The following is a 16,631-nucleotide window of genomic DNA, read 5'->3' as shown; positions in this document are numbered from 1 at the left end:
TGCGTTCTTTCGTTGTGTCTTAATTCTTTCAGCCGTTCAAGTCTCTGTCAAATTGACCGGACTTGCTCGACCTGCGGTAATTAAGTCGCGCCCCGCTTCCGGGACAACCCCTCTAACTTACCAGCCTGTCGCTCGGTTAGCGAACCGATCTTCAAACCCGCGAGCCAGAAGGGATTGCCGTCGTGGGACGTCGCAACGCACCAAAGTCACCGGAGTGAAGGGAGTGGGTTGCGCCGCACCTCGTCGGCTCCTAAAGATTAGCAGCGCTCCTGAGCGCTCGGGACGCGTTCGTCATGTCTCCCGGCCACAGAACGATCACGGCCGAACATAGACTCCCCCCGTGAGCAGCAACACGCCGCCAGTGGCGAAGAAGGTACCGACTGAGCGCAACCATCACGGCGACACGTTCATCGACGAGTACGCCTGGCTAAGCAACAAGGACGACCCGGACACAACGGCGTACTTGGAGGCAGAGAACGACTTTCTCAAAGAGCACACCGCGCATCTCGCCGAGCTCCAGGAGCAGGTCTTCCAGGAGATCAAGGGACGCACGCAGGAGACCGACCTGTCGGTGCCGAGCCGCAAGGGGGCGTGGTGGTACTTCACGCGTACCGAGGAAGGCAAGCAGTACGCGGTGTCCTGCCGGGTGCCGGCCGACAGTGACGCGCCGCCGCAGATCACCCCGGGCGAGCGCCTTGAGCGCGAGCAGGTCGTGCTCGACGGCAACGAGCTGGCGGGCGACAGCGCGTTCTTCTCCGTCGGCACCAGCGCCGTCACGCCCGACGGGACGATGCTGGCCTACTCGACCGACTACAAGGGCGACGAGCGCTTCACGCTGCGGTTCAGGAACCTTGAGACGGGCGAGGTGCTGCCGGACGAGATCGAGGACATCTTCTACGGCGGCGCGTGGTCGGCCGACGGCTCGGCGTTCTTCTACACGCGGGTGGACGACGCCTGGCGTCCCTACCAGGTGTACCGCCACACCCTCGGCACGGAAGAGGACGTCCTGGTCTACGAGGAGACCGACGAGCGCTACTGGGTGGGCATCGGGCTGACCCGCAGCGAGCGGTACCTCGTGCTGGGCGCGGGCAGCAAGATCACGAGTGAGGTGCGCATCCTCGACGCCTCCGACCCCACCGGCGAGTTCCAGGTCGTCAGGCCCAGGAAGACCGGCGTGGAGTACGGCGTCGAGCACGCGGGCGACTTCTTCTACGTCCTGCACAACGAGAACGCCGAGAACTTCGAGCTGGCCACGGCCCCGATCGACGAGCCCGCCACCTGGACCCCGCTGATCGGGCACCGCGAGGACACCCGGCTGCTGGAGATCGACGCGTTCTCCGACCACGCCGTGGTGCACTTCCGCCGCGACGGGCTGACCGGCCTGCGGGTGCTGCCCTACAGCGCCGCCGGCGCCGGCTGGCGCGAGCGGATCGAGGCGGCCGAGCGCAACGCGTACGAGATCGACTTCCCCGAGCCCCTGTACGACGTCGGCCCGGCGGGCAACCCCGAGTTCACGACGACGCGGCTCAGGCTGGCGTACACGAGCATGGTGACGCCGCCGAGCGTCTACGACTACGAGCTGGACTCGCACGAGCTGATCCTGCTCAAGCAGCGTCCGGTGCTCGGCGGCTACGACGCGGGCGACTACGAGCAGTTCCGGGAGTGGGCGACGGCCGAGGACGGCACCCGCGTGCCGATCTCGATCGTCAAGCGCAAGGACACCACGACGCCGGCCCCGACGCTGCTCTACGGCTACGGCAGCTACGAGACCTCGATCGACCCGGGCTTCTCGGTCCCCCGGCTGTCGCTGCTCGACCGCGGGTTCGTCTTCGCCATCGCGCACGTCAGGGGCGGTGGCGAGATGGGCCGTCACTGGTACGAGGACGGCAAGCTGACCAGGAAGCGGAACACGTTCACCGACTTCGTGGCCGTGGCGCGGCACCTGAAGGAGAGCGGCTGGAGCGGGCGGGTCGTCGCGCGCGGCGGCTCGGCGGGCGGGCTGCTGATGGGCGCGGTGACGAACCTGGCTCCCGAGCAGTTCGCGGGGGTGGTGGCCGAGGTGCCGTTCGTGGACGCGCTCAACACGATCCTCGACCCGTCGTTGCCGTTGACGGTGATCGAGTGGGACGAGTGGGGCGATCCGCTGCACAACCCGGATGTCTACGCGTACATGAAGAGCTATTCGCCGTACGAGAACGTGGACGGGAGGGCGTACCCGCCGATTCTGGCGATCACCAGCCTGAACGACACGCGGGTGCTGTACCACGAGCCGGCCAAGTGGATCGCGCGGCTGCGCGCGACCGCGTCCGGCGGGCCGTTCCTGCTCAAGACGGAGATGGGTGCGGGGCACGGCGGGCGCAGCGGGCGGTACGACGCCTGGCGCGAGGAGGCGTTCGCGCTGTCCTGGATCATCGAGAGGGGAACGGCGTGAGCTACCGGGCCGACGAGCGGCGTTACGAGCGCCAGCCGTACAACCGCAGCGGGCGCAGCGGGCTGAGGCTGCCGGCGGTGTCGCTGGGGTTGTGGCACAACTTCGGCGACAACCGTCCGATCGAGAACTCGCGGGCGGTGCTGCGGCGCGCGTTCGACCTCGGGGTGACGCATTTCGACCTGGCCAACAACTACGGCGTGCCGTACGGGTCGGCGGAGCGGAACTTCGGGCGGATCCTCCGGGAGGACTTCGCGGCGTACCGGGACGAGCTGGTCATCTCCACCAAGGCCGGGTACGACATGTGGCCGGGGCCGTACGGGGAGTGGGGGTCGCGCAAGTACGTGCTGGCCAGCCTCGACCAGTCGCTGACCCGCATGGGCCTGGAGTACGTGGACGTGTTCTACAGCCACCGTCCCGACCCGGAGACGCCGCTGGAGGAGACGATGGGTGCGCTGGACCGGGCGGTGCGCTCGGGCAAGGCGCTCTATGCGGGCATCTCCAACTACTCGGCCGAGCAGACCGCGCAGGCCGCGCGGATCATGCGCGAGCTGGGCACGCCGCTGCTCATCCACCAGCCGTCGTACTCGATGATCAACCGCTGGATCGAGGACGACGGGCTGCTCGACGTGCTGGAGGAGGCGGGCATGGGCTGCATCGTGTACTCGCCGCTGGCACAGGGGCTGCTCACCGACCGCTACCTGGAGGGCGTGCCCGAGGGGTCGCGGGCGGCGACGAGCCGGTTCCTGAGCGCCGACCAGATCGACCGGGACCTGGCGCGCGACCTCAACGAGATCGCCAGGGGCCGCGGGCAGACGCTGGCCCAGATGGCGCTGTCGTGGACGCTGCGGGACCCGCGGGTGACCAGCGTGCTGATCGGCGCGAGCAGCGTCGGGCAGCTTGAGGACAACGTGGCGTGCGTGGACGGCCCGGTGTTCACCGAGGACGAGCTGGCGGCGATCGACAAGATCACCGCAACGGTCGCGTCGGGACGCTGATCAGCCGTGGCGTGTGGGGCCCTGTGCCGCCCGAGGGCGGTTCACAGGGCCTCGTGCCGCTGGAGGTAGGTGAAGGCGGCCCAGCCGGGCAGCACCGGCAGCCAGAACGTGAGCAGCCGGTGCAGCAGCACGGCCGAGGCGGCCAGGTCCCATTCGAGGCCGGCCGCGACCAGGCCGAGGGTGAGCGCGTACTCGACGGCGCCGAGGCCGCCCGGCGTGGGGGCGGCCGAGCCGATGGCGTTGGCCGTGAGGTAGACGACGGCGACGGCGGTGAAGCTCAGCTGGCCGCCGAAGGCCGCGACGCAGGCGTCGAGACAGGCCACGAACGCGATCGTGATCATGAGTGTGCCGAAGGCGGCCTCGATCATCTTGGCCGGCGACTGGAGCACGTCGAGCAGGCGGGGCAGCACGTTCGAGAACAGCCTGCGCATCCGCACGGTCACCATCCGGCGCAGCGGCGGCACGCCGAGCACCACCGCGACCAGCAGCGCGATGGCGAGCATTGCCACGACCAGGCCGCGCGAGGGGGTGAACGAGGTGGCCGCGTCGGAGCCGGTGATGTAGGCGAACAGCAGCAGCAGGGCGATGTGGAAGACCAGCATGATGAGCTGCGAGGCGCCCACGCTGGCCACCGCGAGCGCCGGCGCGATGCCGCGCTTCTGCAGGTAGCGGGTGTTGATCGCGACCCCGCCGACCGCGGCGGGCGCGACCAGCTTGACGAACGACGACGCGAACTGCACCAGGACGGTACGCCAGAGCGGCAGGCGTTCGGGCACGAAACCGCGCAGCATGAGGGCGGCGGCGACGAAGCTGGTGAACGAGGCGATCAGCGCCAGGCCGGACCAGGCCCAGTTGGCGGTGGTCGCCACCTTGTAGAGGTCGACCTTGCTGAGCTGGGACAGCACGACGTAGGCGGCGACCGTGCTGGCGATGATCGTGATCAGGGTGCGCGGCCGGAAGCGCTCCAGGCGCACCTCTTCGACCTTGCCCTGTGGCTTGAGCGCCACGATGTGGTCGCGCAGGCCCGTGAGCACGTTCTTGGCCTTGGACAGGGCCGAGCGGGTCTCCCTGGTCAGGGCGATGCGCTGGAGCAGCGGCATGGCGGCGGCCAGGGCGTCGGGGCCCATCACGGCGGCAGCGGCCCGGACCGAGCGCTCGGCGCCGACGCGCAGCGCCAGGTAGGTGAGGAGCTGGGCGATGTCGAGCCGGAGCAGCAGGTCGCCGGCGGCGATCTCGCCGCTGCGGGCGTCGGTCAGCACGACCCGGCCCGCGCGGTCGAGGTGGATGCTGTCGCCGGTGAGCCGCCGGTGCGCGAGCCGCTGGATCTGCAGCAGCTCGACCTGCTCCCAGATCTGGGCGAGCAGGGCGTCGTCGATCTCGGCGTCGGGCACCTCGTCGAGCGGGCGGGTCTCGATGTGCTCGTAGGCGAGCAGGGCGGCCTCGGTGCCGATCTCGCTGGTGCCGAGCAGGCGCGGCGTGCTGGCGCCGGCGGCCTGGGCCGCGTACGCCATCAGCGCCTCGCGTTCCAGTTCGGCCCGCAGCGAGCGGATGGCCCTGCGCCTGGTCTCGGAGTTGAGCCTGATGCGCCGCCACAGCCGGTACGGCAGCCCGGCCACCTGGCGGTCGCGGTCGAGGACGGTGACGTCGAGGCTGGTGCCGTCCTTCAGGCCGATGGCGTAGCGGCGGCTGCCCTGGTGGTCGTCCTCGATGCGGCGGGCGGAGACGGGTGAGAACGACAGCTTGCGCAGCGCGGCGACCACGGCGCTGCCGGGCGGGCGGGTGTTGGGGCTGCCGACGCCGTAGAGGGTGGCGTAGCCGATGGCCATGCCGACCAGGACGGTCACGATGGCGCTGGGCAGGGTGATCTGCCTGCCGGAGAAGTAGGTGAGGATGTAGAGGGCGATCGAGGTCCACATGAGCATGCGCCACGTGGGGCGGCGGGCGATGCGGACCGCGGTGGTGTAGGCGATGACCGAGGTGAGCAGCGTGTTCAGCGGCTCGATCTCGCGGTCGCCGGTGAGCAGGATGCGCAGGTCGGTCAGGCTGCTCGCCTCGATCCACTGCCCGAGCAGGAACGACCCGGCCATGCCGATGATGGCCGCGATCAGCCCTTCGGCGACGCGCAGGCCGTCGCGGTGGAAGACCCGCTCCACGGCGAACGCGGCCGGCACGATCAGCACGGCCGCGCTGCCGATGAAGGCGGCGACCCGGCTGAGCAGCGGCACCATCTCGGCGCCCACCTTGACGTCCTGCTCCAGGCCGTTGAGCGTCTGCTTGGCGACGAGGGCGAGCAGGATCACCGCCGCGAGCACCGCCAGCGTCGCGAAGAAGCGCAGCAGGTCGGACGGCCGCCGCAACCGCTGGGGAAGGAGCGGCTCGACTACGTAGACGCCGCCGTCGGCGCGTGGCTCGGCCACGGCTGGATCCCCCTCCGCGAGGTCCTCCGTGTCATCATCTCGTTCCCTGATTTCGGCCACCGACAGTGATTCTGCACCTTCCCGGCCGGACCGTACGATCTCTGTTCTCCAGTGTCCTCGTTCCTGGTCCCGGCGAGCGCACCGGGTGAGGATTCGACCAGCATTGACCTGCCCGCGGGTGGAGGCCGTGAAGCCCTGGGACGTTCATGGCATGTTCACTCTCGCGATGCCGCCGTCGGCCCCCGTGGCCCCCGACGCCTGGGCGGCCCGGTCGTGACGTGTCGGCCGAGTACGTCGTGTCCAGGCTGCGCGAGGCAGGCTACACGGTGGAACTCCAACCCTTCACCTTTGCGTTCTTTCCCGAGGTCGGATCGGCGGTGTCGCGGGGGCGGGCCGTTCACCGGCGCGTCGGCGCGGGCGGTCGCCCGTCACGCCCGGCCCTCGACGTAGGCTGTCCGCATGTCGGGTGATTTGAGGGTTTTGGGAGCATGTCCGCTTGACTGCCCGGACACCTGCTCGTGGGTCGTCACCGTCCGGGACGGGCAGGCGGTCAAGATGCGCGGCAACCCCGACCATCCCTACACCCGCGGCGCGCTGTGCGTGAAGGTCAACCGGTACCTGGAGCACACGCAGGCGGACGACCGCATCCTGTACCCGATGCGGCGTACCGGGCCGAAGGGTTCGGGGCAGTTCGAGCGGATCACCTGGGACGAGGCGCTCGACGAGATCTCGACGCGGCTGCGCGCCATCGTGGACGAGCACGGCGGCGAGGCGATCTGGCCCTATCTGGGCACCGGCTCGCTGGGCTACCTCCAAGGGTGCGAGGGCGTGGCCGGGCGCCGGTTCTGGAACGTGCTGGGGGCGTCCAAGCACTGGCTGAACATCTGCTCGGCGGCCGGCAGCAGCGGGCTGATGAAGGCCAACGGCACCGCGGGCGGCATGGACCCGGAGAACTTCGCCCAGGCCAGACTGATCCTGCTCTGGGGCACCAACACGCTGACCAGCGGCCACCACCTGTGGAAGTTCATCCAGGACGCCCGCGCGGACGGCGCGTACGTGGTCGCCATCGACCCCATCCGCACCAGGACCGCCGACCAGGCCGACCAGCACCTGGCGATCAGGCCGGGCACGGACGCCGCGCTCGCGCTCGGGCTGCTCAACGTCGTGCTCGCGGAGAACGCCCAGGACGAGGAGTTCCTGGCCGAGCACACCGAAGGCTGGGAGGACTTCCGCAAGGAGATCCTGGAGCACCCGGTGGAGCGGGTGGCGGAGATCACCGGCATCCCCGCCGAGGACGTCCACAGCCTGGGGATGCGCCTGGCCCACACCCGGCCGACCGCGATCCGCGCCACCATGGGCATCCAGCGGCACGCGGGCGGCGGCGCCGCGATGCGGACGATCGCCGCGATCCCCGGCGTGACCGGCGACTGGCGGCATCCGGGCGGCGGCGTGGCGTACTCGACGACCGGTCACGTGCGGGTGAACGTCGACACCCGGAACGACCTGCTGGCCAAGCCCGTGCGCACGCTGGTCATGACCAAGCTGGGCTCCCAGCTCGACGACGTCAAATGCCTGTGGGTGTACGCCGCCAACCCGCTCGGCTCGACCCCCGACGCCAACACGATCAGGCGGCAGCTCGCCCGCGAGGACCTGTTCACGGTCGTCATGGAGCAGTTCCCGACCGACACCGTGGACTACGCCGACATCGTGCTGCCGGCGACCATGCAGACCGAGCACATGGACCTGCACGCCGGTTACGGCCACATGTACCTGCTGTGGAACGAGCCCGCCGTGCCGCCGCCCGGGGAGTGCCTGTCCACGACCGAGACCTTCCGCAAGCTGGCCGCGCACATGGGGCTGACCGAGCCGTCCCTGTACGACTCCGACCTGGAGCTGGCCGAGTCGCTGCTGGCGAGCGGGCATCCGTCGCTCGAAGGCGTGACGCTGGACCGGCTGCGCAAGGAGGGGTGGGTGCGGATGAACTACCCCAAGCCGTTCGCGCCGTTCGCCGAGGGCTTCCCGACGCCTTCCGGGCGGCTGCGCTTCCCGCCGTCGGGGAAGGCGTACGTGCCGCCGCACACGGCGGGCGCCGAGCGGTCGGCGTACCCGCTGACGCTGGTCACGCCGGCCTCGCACACGTTCCTCAACACGATCTTCGCCAACAACCCGGAGCTGCGGCGGCGGGCCAAGGAGCCGGCGGTGCTGGTGAACCCGGCCGACGCGGCGGCCCGCGGGCTGACGCCCGGGCAGCGCGTACGGGTGCACAACGACGGCGGCGAGTTCCTGGCCGACGTGGAGATCAGCGACCGGGTCGCGCCCGGCGTGGTGGCGACCCCCAAGGGCCGGTGGCCGAAGCTGAGCCCGGGCGGCGCGAACGCGAACGCGGTCGTGGCCGAGCGGGACGCCGACATGGGCAAGGGGCCCGCCTTCCACGACAACCTGGTCGAGGTCAGCCCTTGTGCCGGTCCATGAACGCCACGACCGTGTCGAGCACCTTGGTGGCGTGAGGGCTGCCGAACAGGGCCGAGGCATGCAGCGACTCGCCGGGGATGACCATCACCTGGTTGTCCGGGGCCTTGGTCGCGGCGGCCTCGGCCGCGCGCATCGACTCGGCGCCGCCGTAGGAGTCGTGCTCGGAGCCGATCTGCAGCAGCGGCACGGTGAGCGCGGCGGCGTCGCCCTGGTCGATCTCGCCTGACAGGGCGACGACGCCGGCCACCTTCACGCCCGCCTTCCCGGCCAGCCTCTCGGCCGCCGGGACCGAGGCTGTGGCGCCGATCGAGCCGCCGACCAGGAACAGCCGCTCGACGCCCTTCTCCTTGGCCAGGCGCCTGCCCATGGCGACCGCGCCGTCCTCGGGCAGGAGGCCGGCGTCCCTGGCGTAGAGCAGGACGCGGTAGCCGGCGGCGACCAGGCGGTCGGACAGCGGGCGCCAGGAGCACACGGTGCCGCGGCGCTCGTAGCTGATCACCACGCCCACCGGGCCGTCGCCGGTGATCACGCCGGGCAGGCCGCGGACGTGGGTGAAGATCTTGCCGTCCTGCTCGGTGAAGCAGCCCGAGACGTTGGGGCCGGTGGGCGGCGGGCTCGGGGTGGGGGTCGGGTCAGGGGAAGGGGCCTCGGCGGCCGTGGTGCGGACGGCGGTCGCGCCGGTGCCGACCGTGCCCCCGCAGCCGGTCAGCCCCAGTGTGAGGAGTGCCATCCATCCGATGATCTTCCGCATGGCCGCCGCGCCCTTCTTCTGACTATGTCTGAACTGACATAGTGCCGCAAGCACCATATCCTTGGACCCACCATGACCTCAACGCTCGGATACGCGATCCTGGCCGTGCTGGCGCGCGGCGACCGCACCGGATACGACCTGGCGGCGGCCATGCGGCGGCCGGTCGGCTACTTCTGGACGGCCGGGCACAGCCAGATCCACGCCGAGCTGCAGAAACTCCGGGCGGCCGAGCTGGTCGGGTTCGAGAGCGCGCACGGGCCGGGGCCGCAGGCCAAGAAGGTCTACCACCTGACCGCCGAGGGGCTGGCGGCGTTGCGGGCATGGGTCACCGAGCCGCCGCGCGAGCGGCCGGAGCGCGACGAGCTGGTGCTCAAGACGTACGCGGCGTGGCTGGCCGAGCCGGAGCTGCTGCGGCGGCTGTTCGCCGAGCAGCTCGCCGCCCATGAGGAGCGGCTGGCCGACTACGAGCGGCAGGAGGCGTCGTTCGGCGGGCAGCCGGCCTTCGGCGACCCGAGGTTCGGCGGCTACGCGACGCTGCGCTGCGGGCTGAGCTACGAGCGGCACCGGGCCGAGTGGTGCCGCTGGATGCTGACCCAGCTCGGCGGCGGCCTTTAGCCGGAGGCCGTTCCGCTCAGCTCAGGGTGAGTTTGTAGCCCTCGTGGGAGGCGGTGAAGCCGAGGGCGTCGTAGAAGCGGTGGGCGTCGGCGCGCGACTTGTCGGAGGTGAGCTGGACGACGGTGCACCCCCTGGCCCGCGCCCGGTCGATCGCCCACTGGATCATCTTCCCGCCCAGCCCCTGGCCGCGCGTCGTGGCCGCCACCCGGACGGCCTCGATCTGGCACCGCTCCGCGCCCAGCCTCGACAGCCCGGCCAGGTACGTGAGCTGCATCGTGCCCACCACCTCGCCCTCCTGCTCGGCCACGATCAGCTCGTCGTACGGGTTGGCCTCGATGCGGTCGAAGGCCATCAGGTAGCGGGTGTCGTCGGGCTCCCCCTCGCGGGCGGCGCCGAGCGGGTCGTCGGCCAGCATCCGCACGATGGCCGGGACGTCCTCCTTGCGCGCCTGGCGGAACAGCAGGGACAACACGTAGTGGGACTCCATGAGGGACGGGTTGGAGGGCAGGGCCATGACCTTGCCGCTGCGGGTGAAGCCCTTGGCCGCGTAGAGCGCGCGGGCGGCGTGGTTGGCGTCGACGGCCCACAGCTGCACCTGCTCGGCCCCGGACGAACGCGCCCACCCGACGGACCGGTCCACCAGCCGGGAGGCGAGGCCGCGTCCCCTGGCCTCGGGGGCGACCCACATGGACAGCAGGTGGGCGCCGGACTCCTCCAGGAGCATGCACACCAGGCCCACATCACCCAGGCCGTCGCCCTCGGCCACCCACCAGCGCGAGTGCGGGTTCTTCAGCCGTTCGGTCCATTCCTCGGCGGAGAACCCGGCCTCCCGCGCGTACGAGGAGCCGAACGCGTCCGGTGACTCCTGGAGCGCCCGCAGCCGGACCTCCTTCAGCCGCTCCCCCTCGTCCGGCCCCAACTGCACAATGGCGATTTCCGTCATATGGGAATCATGTCAGGGACAGGTCAGGGTCGGTCCCCGATGCCTCCAGGGGGGTCGCGGCGGCACCATGAGGACATGAACGAAATCAGTAGACGCGATGAGGTCTCACTGTCCGCGGCGGCCCTGCGGGGCGCCCCTTGGAAGACCGCCGCCATCGGCGGCGTCGTGGTCTCGGCCGCCAGCTTCGGGATGGGCGCGCTCACCGGCACCGGCGACCTGGTCTGGGCCCTGGGGCTCGGCATCAGCCTCTTCGCCCTGATCGCCGCGATCGGCTCGGTCGCCAAGCCGAACGAGGGCGACCGCGTCACCCGCCAGGCCCGGCTCTGGTCGCTGCGGCACCCGTGGAAGTTCGCGCTCCTGCCCGCCGCGATCACGGCGGTGCTCGACTACCCGGTGCAGCTCGTGCTCGACGGCGAGGGCGTGTTCGGCTCGGCCGTGCAGGCGATGTGGCACGGCGCGCTGGTCTACCTGATCGCCGCGATCCTGACCGTCACGATGAAGGGACGAGCACAATCTTCCCGGTGACCCGCCGCTCCAGCAGGTCGTCCATGGCCCGGCCCGCTTCCGCCAGCGGCCTGACCTCCGGCGCCTCCGGAACGATGCCCGGCATCGCCAGCAGACCTTCGAGCAGGGCCCGGTTGTCCGCCGGGTGGCCCAGCGACCACGCACCCCAGTCGACGCCCACCACCGCCCGGTCACGCAGCAGCACCTGGTTGGCGGGCAGCCTCGCGATGCCGCCGGAGGCGAATCCGACGACCAGGAGCCGCCCGCCCTCGCGCAGCCCGCGAAGGGCCTGTTCGGACAGCTCGCCGCCGACCGGATCGACCGCCACGTCCACGCCCCACGCCCTGGCCGCGTCCTTCAGACCGTCGTAGCCGGTCACGTCGTCGGCTCCCGCCCGCCGGGCGCGCTCCCTCTTGTCACCGGTGGACGCCGCCGCCAGCACGACGGCCCCGAGCGCCTTGGCGACCCGGACCACGGCCAGACCCACACCGCCGCCCGCCCCGAGCACGAGCACCCGCTCGCCGGGGAGCAGCCGGCCGCGCTCCTTGAGCGCGTACATGGCGGTGCAGTGACTCTGCGGGAACGCCGCCGCCGCGAGCACGTCGAAACCCTCGGGCAACGGTACGGCCTGCGTCCGGTGCACCAGCACCCGTGTGGCGAACCCGCCCAGCCCGGTGATCGCCACGACCCTGCGTCCGTCCGGCAGCCGCCCGGCCACCTCGTAGCCGGGGGTGAAGGGCAACGGCGGCCTGATCTGGTAGCCGCCGCGCACCATCAGCCCGTCCACGAAGTTGACGCCGGCCGCCTCGACCTCGACGACCACCTGGTCGGGACCGGGGATCGGATCGGGCAGCTCGACCAGTTCGACCGGCTTGCCGTATTCGGTGCAGACGACGGCCCTCACGCTCATGGGGCCAGCTTCACCGACAGAACATCATTCCGGCAAGGCCCTCTCGGCCTCGCTCCTGCACACGCAGAACTCGTTCCCCTCGGGGTCGAGCATCGTCACCCAGCCCGAACCGTCGGGCCTGCGCTGGTCCTGGAAGAGGGTCGCGCCGAGGCCTAGCAGCCGCTCGACCTCCTCGTCGCGCGTCCTTCCGTCTGCGTTGTTGACGTCGAAGTGCACGCGGTTCTTGGCGGTCTTGGCCTCGGGCACGCGGATGAACAGCAGGAACGGGTCCTGGGGCGTACGCAGCATGACCTCGTCGGCCCCCGGCTTGTCACCCTCGCCCAACGGCCACCCGGTGGCCTGGCTCCACCAGTTCGCGATCTCATAGGGATCGGCGGCGTCGACGGTGATGGCATGGATCTCAATCATCGCACTAGTGTCCACCAGCCAGATTGAGCCCCACGACACCGGCCAGGATGAGCGCGATCGAGGTCAGGCGCAGCGGCGACACGTCGTCGCCCATGGCGACCATGCCGAGGATCGCGGTGCCGACGGCCCCGATGCCGGTCCACACGGCGTACGCGGTGCCGACCTCCAGGGACTTGAGCGCGTAGGCGAGCAGCCCGAAGCTGAGGGCGGCCGTGGCCAGGAAGGACACGGTCCACCACAGGTGGCTGAGGCCGTTGCTGAGCTTGAGCGACAGTGCCATGGCCACCTCGAACAGGCCGGCCAGCACGATGAGGATCCACGCCATGATCAGTACTCCTGAGGACGAGACGTACAGGTACGTGCGTCGTCTTGGCGTACCGGGTACGGCGCGTCTCGTCCGGGAGCAGTCAGCTCAAGTGTTCCAACGCCCCAGAGAAGCGGATCATTCCCACCAGACGGTGACCCAACGGTCGCGTGGCACCGGCCACATCCCCAGCTCGACCGCCGTCTCGGCCACCTCCTCCACCCTGGACGGGTCGAGGCACACCCGTCGGCAGGCGCTCTCGGCCAGCTCCTCGACCGTCGTGAAACGTTCCAGGGGCGCCTCCCGCTCCTCCACGCGCACGGCGAAGCCCAGCGCCGCCGCCAGGGCCACGCAGTCCTCGGCGATGGGACGGACCGGGCGGTCGACGCCGTGGAAGTGCTGCCAGAGCGGCGTCATCCAGCTCATGGGATGGCGATGCGACAGTTCGAGCACCACCCGGCCACGGGTGTGACGGTCGAGCGCCCGCAGGAACTCCGCCAGGTCGGGCACGTTGTAGACCACGTGCGCGGCGACGGACACGTCGGCCACCGGCACCTGGCCGGCCACATCGGGCCAGCGCCCCTCGACGGTGGTGGCCGGCACGCCCAGGTCCATCGCCCTGACCTTCAGGTGCTCCAGCATGGGCGCGGAGGCGTCCACCGCGTAGAGGTGGCCGATGCGCTCGCGCAGCGGCAACGACGCGGCGCCGGGGCCCGAGCCGACGTCGAGGAGCGTGCCCTTGTCGGGCAGCGCCTCGGCGAGGCGGGTCATGGTCGGGCCGTCGTCGGGCTCGGCCAGCGCCCGGTCGGTGCGCGTGGCGAACCGGGCCGGTGAATGGCTCCACGGATCGGCCGGAGCCTTGGCCAGGATCTCCTCGGGGATGGCCCAGGATTCCAGTCGCTCCCGCCACCTGGTGGCGAGTTCTTCGGCGTCCATGGAGTCGAGCATGCCATGCATGGCCGGGGTTACTCGCGGGTAGCATTGCAGGTAAGGTTACTGGCCAGTACATGAAGACCTCGGTTCAAGGAGATCTGCACCCATGGGCCACTACAAGAGCAACGTGCGTGACCTGGAATTCAACCTCTTCGAGGTGTTCGGTCGACGCGAGATCCTCGGCACCGGGCCCTTCGGCGAAGTGGACGAGGACGTCGCGCGGAGCATCCTGGACGAGGTCAACAGGCTGGCGACCGGCGTGCTCGCCGACTCCTTCGAGGAGGGCGACCGCACCCCGCCGGTGTTCGACCCCGCGACGAGCACGGTGACCGTCCCGGCGGGCGTCAAGAAGTCGTTCAAGGCGCTCGTGGAGGGCGGCTGGGCGCACCTCGATCTGCCCGCCGAGCTGGGCGGCCCCGGCATCCCGCGCAGCCTCGCCTGGGCGACCGCCGAGATGGTGCTCGGCTCCAACCCGGCCCTGTACATGTACGCCGCCGGCCCCAACTTCGCCTACACCCTGTGGAAGCTGGGCACGCCGGAGCAGAAGCGCTTCGCCGAGCTGGCCATCGAGCACAACTGGGGCGCCACCATGGTGCTCACCGAGCCGGACGCGGGCTCGGACGTCGGCGCCGGCCGGGCCAAGGCCGTCCAGCAGCCCGACGGCACCTGGCACATCGAGGGCGTCAAGCGCTTCATCACGAGCGCCGAGCACGACATGGCCGACAACATCTTCCACCTGGTCCTGGCCCGTCCCGAGGGCCACGGTCCCGGCACCAAGGGCCTGTCGATGTTCCTGGTGCCCAAGTTCCACGTGGACCTGGAGACCGGCGAGCTGGGCGAGCGCAACGGCGCCTACGTCACCAATGTCGAGAAGAAGATGGGCCTGAAGGTCTCCACGACCTGCGAGCTCACCTTCGGCGACAAGCACCCGGCGATCGGCTGGCTGGTCGGCGACGTGCACGAGGGCATCAAGCAGATGTTCATGGTGATCGAGCACGCCCGCATGATGGTCGGCACCAAGGCCATCGCCACGCTCTCCACCGGCTACCTGAACGCCCTCGACTACGCCAAGTCCCGCTACCAGGGCGCGGACCTGACCAAGATGGCCGACAAGTCCGCCCCCCGGGTGACCATCACCCACCACCCGGACGTGCGCCGCGAGCTGATGCTGCAGAAGGCGTACGCCGAGGGCATGCGCGCCCTGGTCCTCTACACGGCCACCTTCCAGGACGCCCTCCTCATCGACCCGGCGGACCGGCACGCGGAGGCCATGAACGACCTGCTGCTGCCCCTGGTCAAGGGCGTCGGCTCCGAGCGCTCGTACGAGCTGCTGGCCCGCTCGCTGCAGACCCTCGGCGGCTCGGGCTACCTGCAGGACTACCCGATCGAGCAGTACATCCGCGACGCCAAGATCGACTCCCTGTACGAGGGCACCACCGCGATCCAGGGCCTCGACCTGTTCTTCAGGAAGATCCTGCGCAACCAGGGCGCCGCGGTCGGCGCGCTGCTCGCCGAGATCAACGAGTTCGCCGCCTCCGAGGCGGGCAACGGCCGGCTCAAGGAGGAGCGCAAGCTGCTCGCCGAGGCCGCCGCCGAGGTCAAGGCCATGGGCGACACCATGGCCGGCTGGGCGCTCGGCTCGCTGGAGAAGCCGGAGGAGGTCTACAAGGTCGGCCTGAACAGCACCCGGTTCCTGCTCTCGCTGGGCGACCTGGTGATCGGCTGGCTGCTGCTGCGCCAGGCCGAGGTGGCCCTGGCCCGGCTGGCCGAGGGCGAAGACCCGTTCTACCAGGGCAAGGTGGCCGCGGCGGCGTTCTTCGCCGGGACCGTGCTGCCCAGGCTGACGACCGAGCGGCGCATCCTGGCCGCCACCGGCCAGGAGCTCATGGAACTTCCCGAAGAGGCCTTCTGAGCCTCGGAACCTGACGGCGACGCCCGCTTCCCCTCCGGGAGCGGGCGTCGCTGTTAGGTTCCGGGCATGAGCTCGTCATCTCATGACCACCCCCTGCCCCCGCCGCGCGTCGTAGAGGTCTCCGAGGGCGTCTACGCCTACGTGCAGCCCGACGGGAGCTGGTGGATCAACAACACCGGATTCCTGGCCGGGCGGCGCGGCGTGATCTGCGTCGACGCCTGCTCGACCGAGCGCCGCACCCGCGACCTGCGCGAGGCCGTCGGCAAGGTCAGCGGCAGGCCGATCACCACGCTGGTCAACACCCACCACCACGGCGACCACACCTTCGGCAACTGGCTGTTCCCCGAGGCCACGATCGTCGGGCACGAGGGCGTACGGGCCCAGATCCTGGCCGACGGGGTCCCGGCGTACCGGGGGGCCTGGTCGGCGGAGGTGGTGTGGGGGGCGATGGAGGTCGCGCCGCCGTTCCTGACGTACACCGAGGGGGTCGCCCTGTACTCCGACGACCTGCGGTGCGAGGTGCGGCACGTCGGGCCGGCCGCGCACACGACCAGCGACTCGATCGTCTGGATCCCGGAGCGGCGGGTGCTGTTCTCCGGCGACCTGGTCTTCAACGGCGGCACGCCGTTCGTCCTGATGGGCTCGGTGGCCGGGACGATCGCCGCGCTGGACACGCTCAGAGGGCTGGGCGCCGAGACGATCGTCCCCGGACACGGCGAGGTGTGCGGGCCGGAGGTCTACGGCCGGGTCGAGGGCTACCTGCGGTTCGTGCAGGAGGCCGCCCGGCACGGCCGTGAGGCGGGCCTGACGCCGCTGGAGGCCGCGCGGGAGACCGACCTCGGCGAGTGGGGCGGGCTGCTCGACCCCGAGCGCATCGTGGGCAACCTCCACCGGGCCTACGCCGAGCTGGACGGACGCCCGCCGGGCGCGCCGATCGACGTCGGCGCGGCCGTGCAGGACATGATCGCCTACAACGGCGGGCGGCCATTGTCCTGTCTCGCCTGACCCGGCGAGGGTGTGATCACCGATACCCGGG

Annotated in this window: 14 protein-coding genes and 1 riboswitch; of the genes, 7 read left to right on the top strand and 7 right to left on the bottom strand. The window is 70.6% G+C overall.

What is annotated here, in order from left to right:
- The first annotated feature begins 340 nt into the window (after positions 1 to 340).
- Both ABZ815_RS45820 and mgrA read left to right on the top strand, forming a co-directional pair.
- Positions 341 to 2,431: a S9 family peptidase gene (locus ABZ815_RS45820; protein WP_357708101.1), complete on the top strand. Its 2,091-nt coding sequence runs from the start codon at positions 341 to 343 to the stop codon at positions 2,429 to 2,431.
- The gene (gene mgrA, locus ABZ815_RS45815; protein ID WP_357708100.1) at positions 2,428 to 3,426 is read left to right on the top strand and encodes an L-glyceraldehyde 3-phosphate reductase; all 999 of its coding nucleotides are present in this window, start codon (positions 2,428 to 2,430) and stop codon (positions 3,424 to 3,426) included. Before ABZ815_RS45820 ends, mgrA begins: the two co-directional genes overlap by 4 nt.
- A 41-nt stretch (positions 3,427 to 3,467) precedes the next feature.
- Here the strand turns inward: mgrA and ABZ815_RS45810 are convergent, their stop codons facing one another.
- Positions 3,468 to 5,843 carry a lysylphosphatidylglycerol synthase transmembrane domain-containing protein gene (locus tag ABZ815_RS45810; RefSeq protein ID WP_357708098.1) on the bottom strand — a complete coding sequence of 792 codons (2,376 nt, stop codon included), beginning with the start codon at positions 5,841 to 5,843 and terminating at the stop codon, positions 3,468 to 3,470.
- A 459-nt stretch (positions 5,844 to 6,302) separates the two neighbouring features.
- Here ABZ815_RS45810 and ABZ815_RS45805 point away from each other — a divergent pair, with 459 nt between their 5' ends.
- Complete coding sequence (locus ABZ815_RS45805) at positions 6,303 to 8,315, top strand: molybdopterin oxidoreductase family protein (RefSeq protein ID WP_357708096.1); 2,013 nt, start codon at positions 6,303 to 6,305, stop codon at positions 8,313 to 8,315.
- Here ABZ815_RS45805 and ABZ815_RS45800 read toward each other — a convergent pair.
- Positions 8,293 to 9,045: a hypothetical protein gene (locus ABZ815_RS45800; RefSeq protein ID WP_357708094.1), complete on the bottom strand. Its 753-nt coding sequence runs from the start codon at positions 9,043 to 9,045 to the stop codon at positions 8,293 to 8,295. The genes ABZ815_RS45805 and ABZ815_RS45800 overlap by 23 nt on opposite strands.
- A gap of 93 nt (positions 9,046 to 9,138) precedes the next feature.
- Between ABZ815_RS45800 and ABZ815_RS45795 the strand changes: the two genes are divergently transcribed.
- Positions 9,139 to 9,681, top strand: a complete 543-nt coding sequence (locus ABZ815_RS45795; protein ID WP_357708093.1) for a PadR family transcriptional regulator — start codon at positions 9,139 to 9,141, stop codon at positions 9,679 to 9,681.
- Between the two features lie 16 nt (positions 9,682 to 9,697).
- Here ABZ815_RS45795 and ABZ815_RS45790 read toward each other — a convergent pair whose 3' ends face one another.
- Entirely contained in the window at positions 9,698 to 10,624 is a 927-nt protein-coding gene (locus ABZ815_RS45790) for a GNAT family N-acetyltransferase (RefSeq protein ID WP_357708091.1), read from the bottom strand.
- 75 nt (positions 10,625 to 10,699) lie between these two features.
- Here ABZ815_RS45790 and ABZ815_RS45785 point away from each other — a divergent pair, with 75 nt between their 5' ends.
- A complete protein-coding gene (locus tag ABZ815_RS45785) occupies positions 10,700 to 11,149 on the top strand; it encodes a hypothetical protein (RefSeq protein ID WP_357708089.1) in 450 nt (149 codons plus the stop codon).
- On the opposite strand, the gene ABZ815_RS45780 is transcribed toward ABZ815_RS45785, so the two are convergent.
- The 4 genes from ABZ815_RS45780 to ABZ815_RS45765 form a co-directional block, all read right to left on the bottom strand.
- Positions 11,115 to 12,038 (bottom strand): zinc-binding dehydrogenase, encoded by a 924-nt coding sequence (locus ABZ815_RS45780; protein ID WP_357708088.1) that lies wholly within the window; start codon positions 12,036 to 12,038, stop codon positions 11,115 to 11,117. The two genes, ABZ815_RS45785 and ABZ815_RS45780, sit on opposite strands and share 35 nt — an antisense overlap.
- Before the next feature lie 24 nt (positions 12,039 to 12,062).
- Positions 12,063 to 12,446, bottom strand: coding sequence for a VOC family protein (locus ABZ815_RS45775; RefSeq protein WP_357708087.1), 384 nt, complete (start codon positions 12,444 to 12,446; stop codon positions 12,063 to 12,065).
- A gap of 4 nt (positions 12,447 to 12,450) precedes the next feature.
- A complete protein-coding gene (locus ABZ815_RS45770; protein ID WP_357708086.1) occupies positions 12,451 to 12,771 on the bottom strand; it encodes a multidrug efflux SMR transporter in 321 nt (106 codons plus the stop codon).
- Between the two features lie 33 nt (positions 12,772 to 12,804).
- Positions 12,805 to 12,863: riboswitch (guanidine-III (ykkC-III) riboswitch) on the bottom strand.
- A 25-nt stretch (positions 12,864 to 12,888) separates the two neighbouring features.
- A complete protein-coding gene (locus ABZ815_RS45765) occupies positions 12,889 to 13,686 on the bottom strand; it encodes a methyltransferase domain-containing protein (protein WP_357708085.1) in 798 nt (265 codons plus the stop codon).
- Positions 13,687 to 13,789: 103 nt separating this feature from the next.
- On the opposite strand from ABZ815_RS45765, the gene ABZ815_RS45760 reads away from it, so the two are divergent.
- A complete protein-coding gene (locus tag ABZ815_RS45760) occupies positions 13,790 to 15,595 on the top strand; it encodes an acyl-CoA dehydrogenase (RefSeq protein WP_357708084.1) in 1,806 nt (601 codons plus the stop codon).
- 66 nt (positions 15,596 to 15,661) lie between these two features.
- Positions 15,662 to 16,600, top strand: a complete 939-nt coding sequence (locus tag ABZ815_RS45755; protein ID WP_357708083.1) for an MBL fold metallo-hydrolase — start codon at positions 15,662 to 15,664, stop codon at positions 16,598 to 16,600.
- Positions 16,601 to 16,631 lie beyond the last annotated feature (31 nt).

It is taken from the genome of Nonomuraea sp. NPDC047529, assembly GCF_040642995.1.
Lineage (GTDB): Bacteria > Actinomycetota > Actinomycetes > Streptosporangiales > Streptosporangiaceae > Nonomuraea.
The sequence above is the reverse complement of the archived record's forward strand: the minus strand, read 5'-3'. Positions and strand labels throughout refer to the sequence as shown.

Coding starts and splice junctions, on each gene's coding strand:
- ABZ815_RS45805 (WP_357708096.1), top strand. CDS start 6,303: ATGTCGGGTGATTTGAGGGTTTTGGGAGCATGTCCGCTTGACTGCCCG.
- ABZ815_RS45800 (WP_357708094.1), bottom strand. CDS start 9,045: ATGGCACTCCTCACACTGGGGCTGACCGGCTGCGGGGGCACGGTCGGC.
- ABZ815_RS45795 (WP_357708093.1), top strand. CDS start 9,139: ATGACCTCAACGCTCGGATACGCGATCCTGGCCGTGCTGGCGCGCGGC.
- ABZ815_RS45790 (WP_357708091.1), bottom strand. CDS start 10,624: ATGACGGAAATCGCCATTGTGCAGTTGGGGCCGGACGAGGGGGAGCGG.
- ABZ815_RS45785 (WP_357708089.1), top strand. CDS start 10,700: ATGAACGAAATCAGTAGACGCGATGAGGTCTCACTGTCCGCGGCGGCC.
- ABZ815_RS45780 (WP_357708088.1), bottom strand. CDS start 12,038: ATGAGCGTGAGGGCCGTCGTCTGCACCGAATACGGCAAGCCGGTCGAA.
- ABZ815_RS45775 (WP_357708087.1), bottom strand. CDS start 12,446: ATGATTGAGATCCATGCCATCACCGTCGACGCCGCCGATCCCTATGAG.
- ABZ815_RS45770 (WP_357708086.1), bottom strand. CDS start 12,771: ATGGCGTGGATCCTCATCGTGCTGGCCGGCCTGTTCGAGGTGGCCATG.
- ABZ815_RS45765 (WP_357708085.1), bottom strand. CDS start 13,686: ATGGACGCCGAAGAACTCGCCACCAGGTGGCGGGAGCGACTGGAATCC.
- ABZ815_RS45760 (WP_357708084.1), top strand. CDS start 13,790: ATGGGCCACTACAAGAGCAACGTGCGTGACCTGGAATTCAACCTCTTC.
- ABZ815_RS45755 (WP_357708083.1), top strand. CDS start 15,662: ATGAGCTCGTCATCTCATGACCACCCCCTGCCCCCGCCGCGCGTCGTA.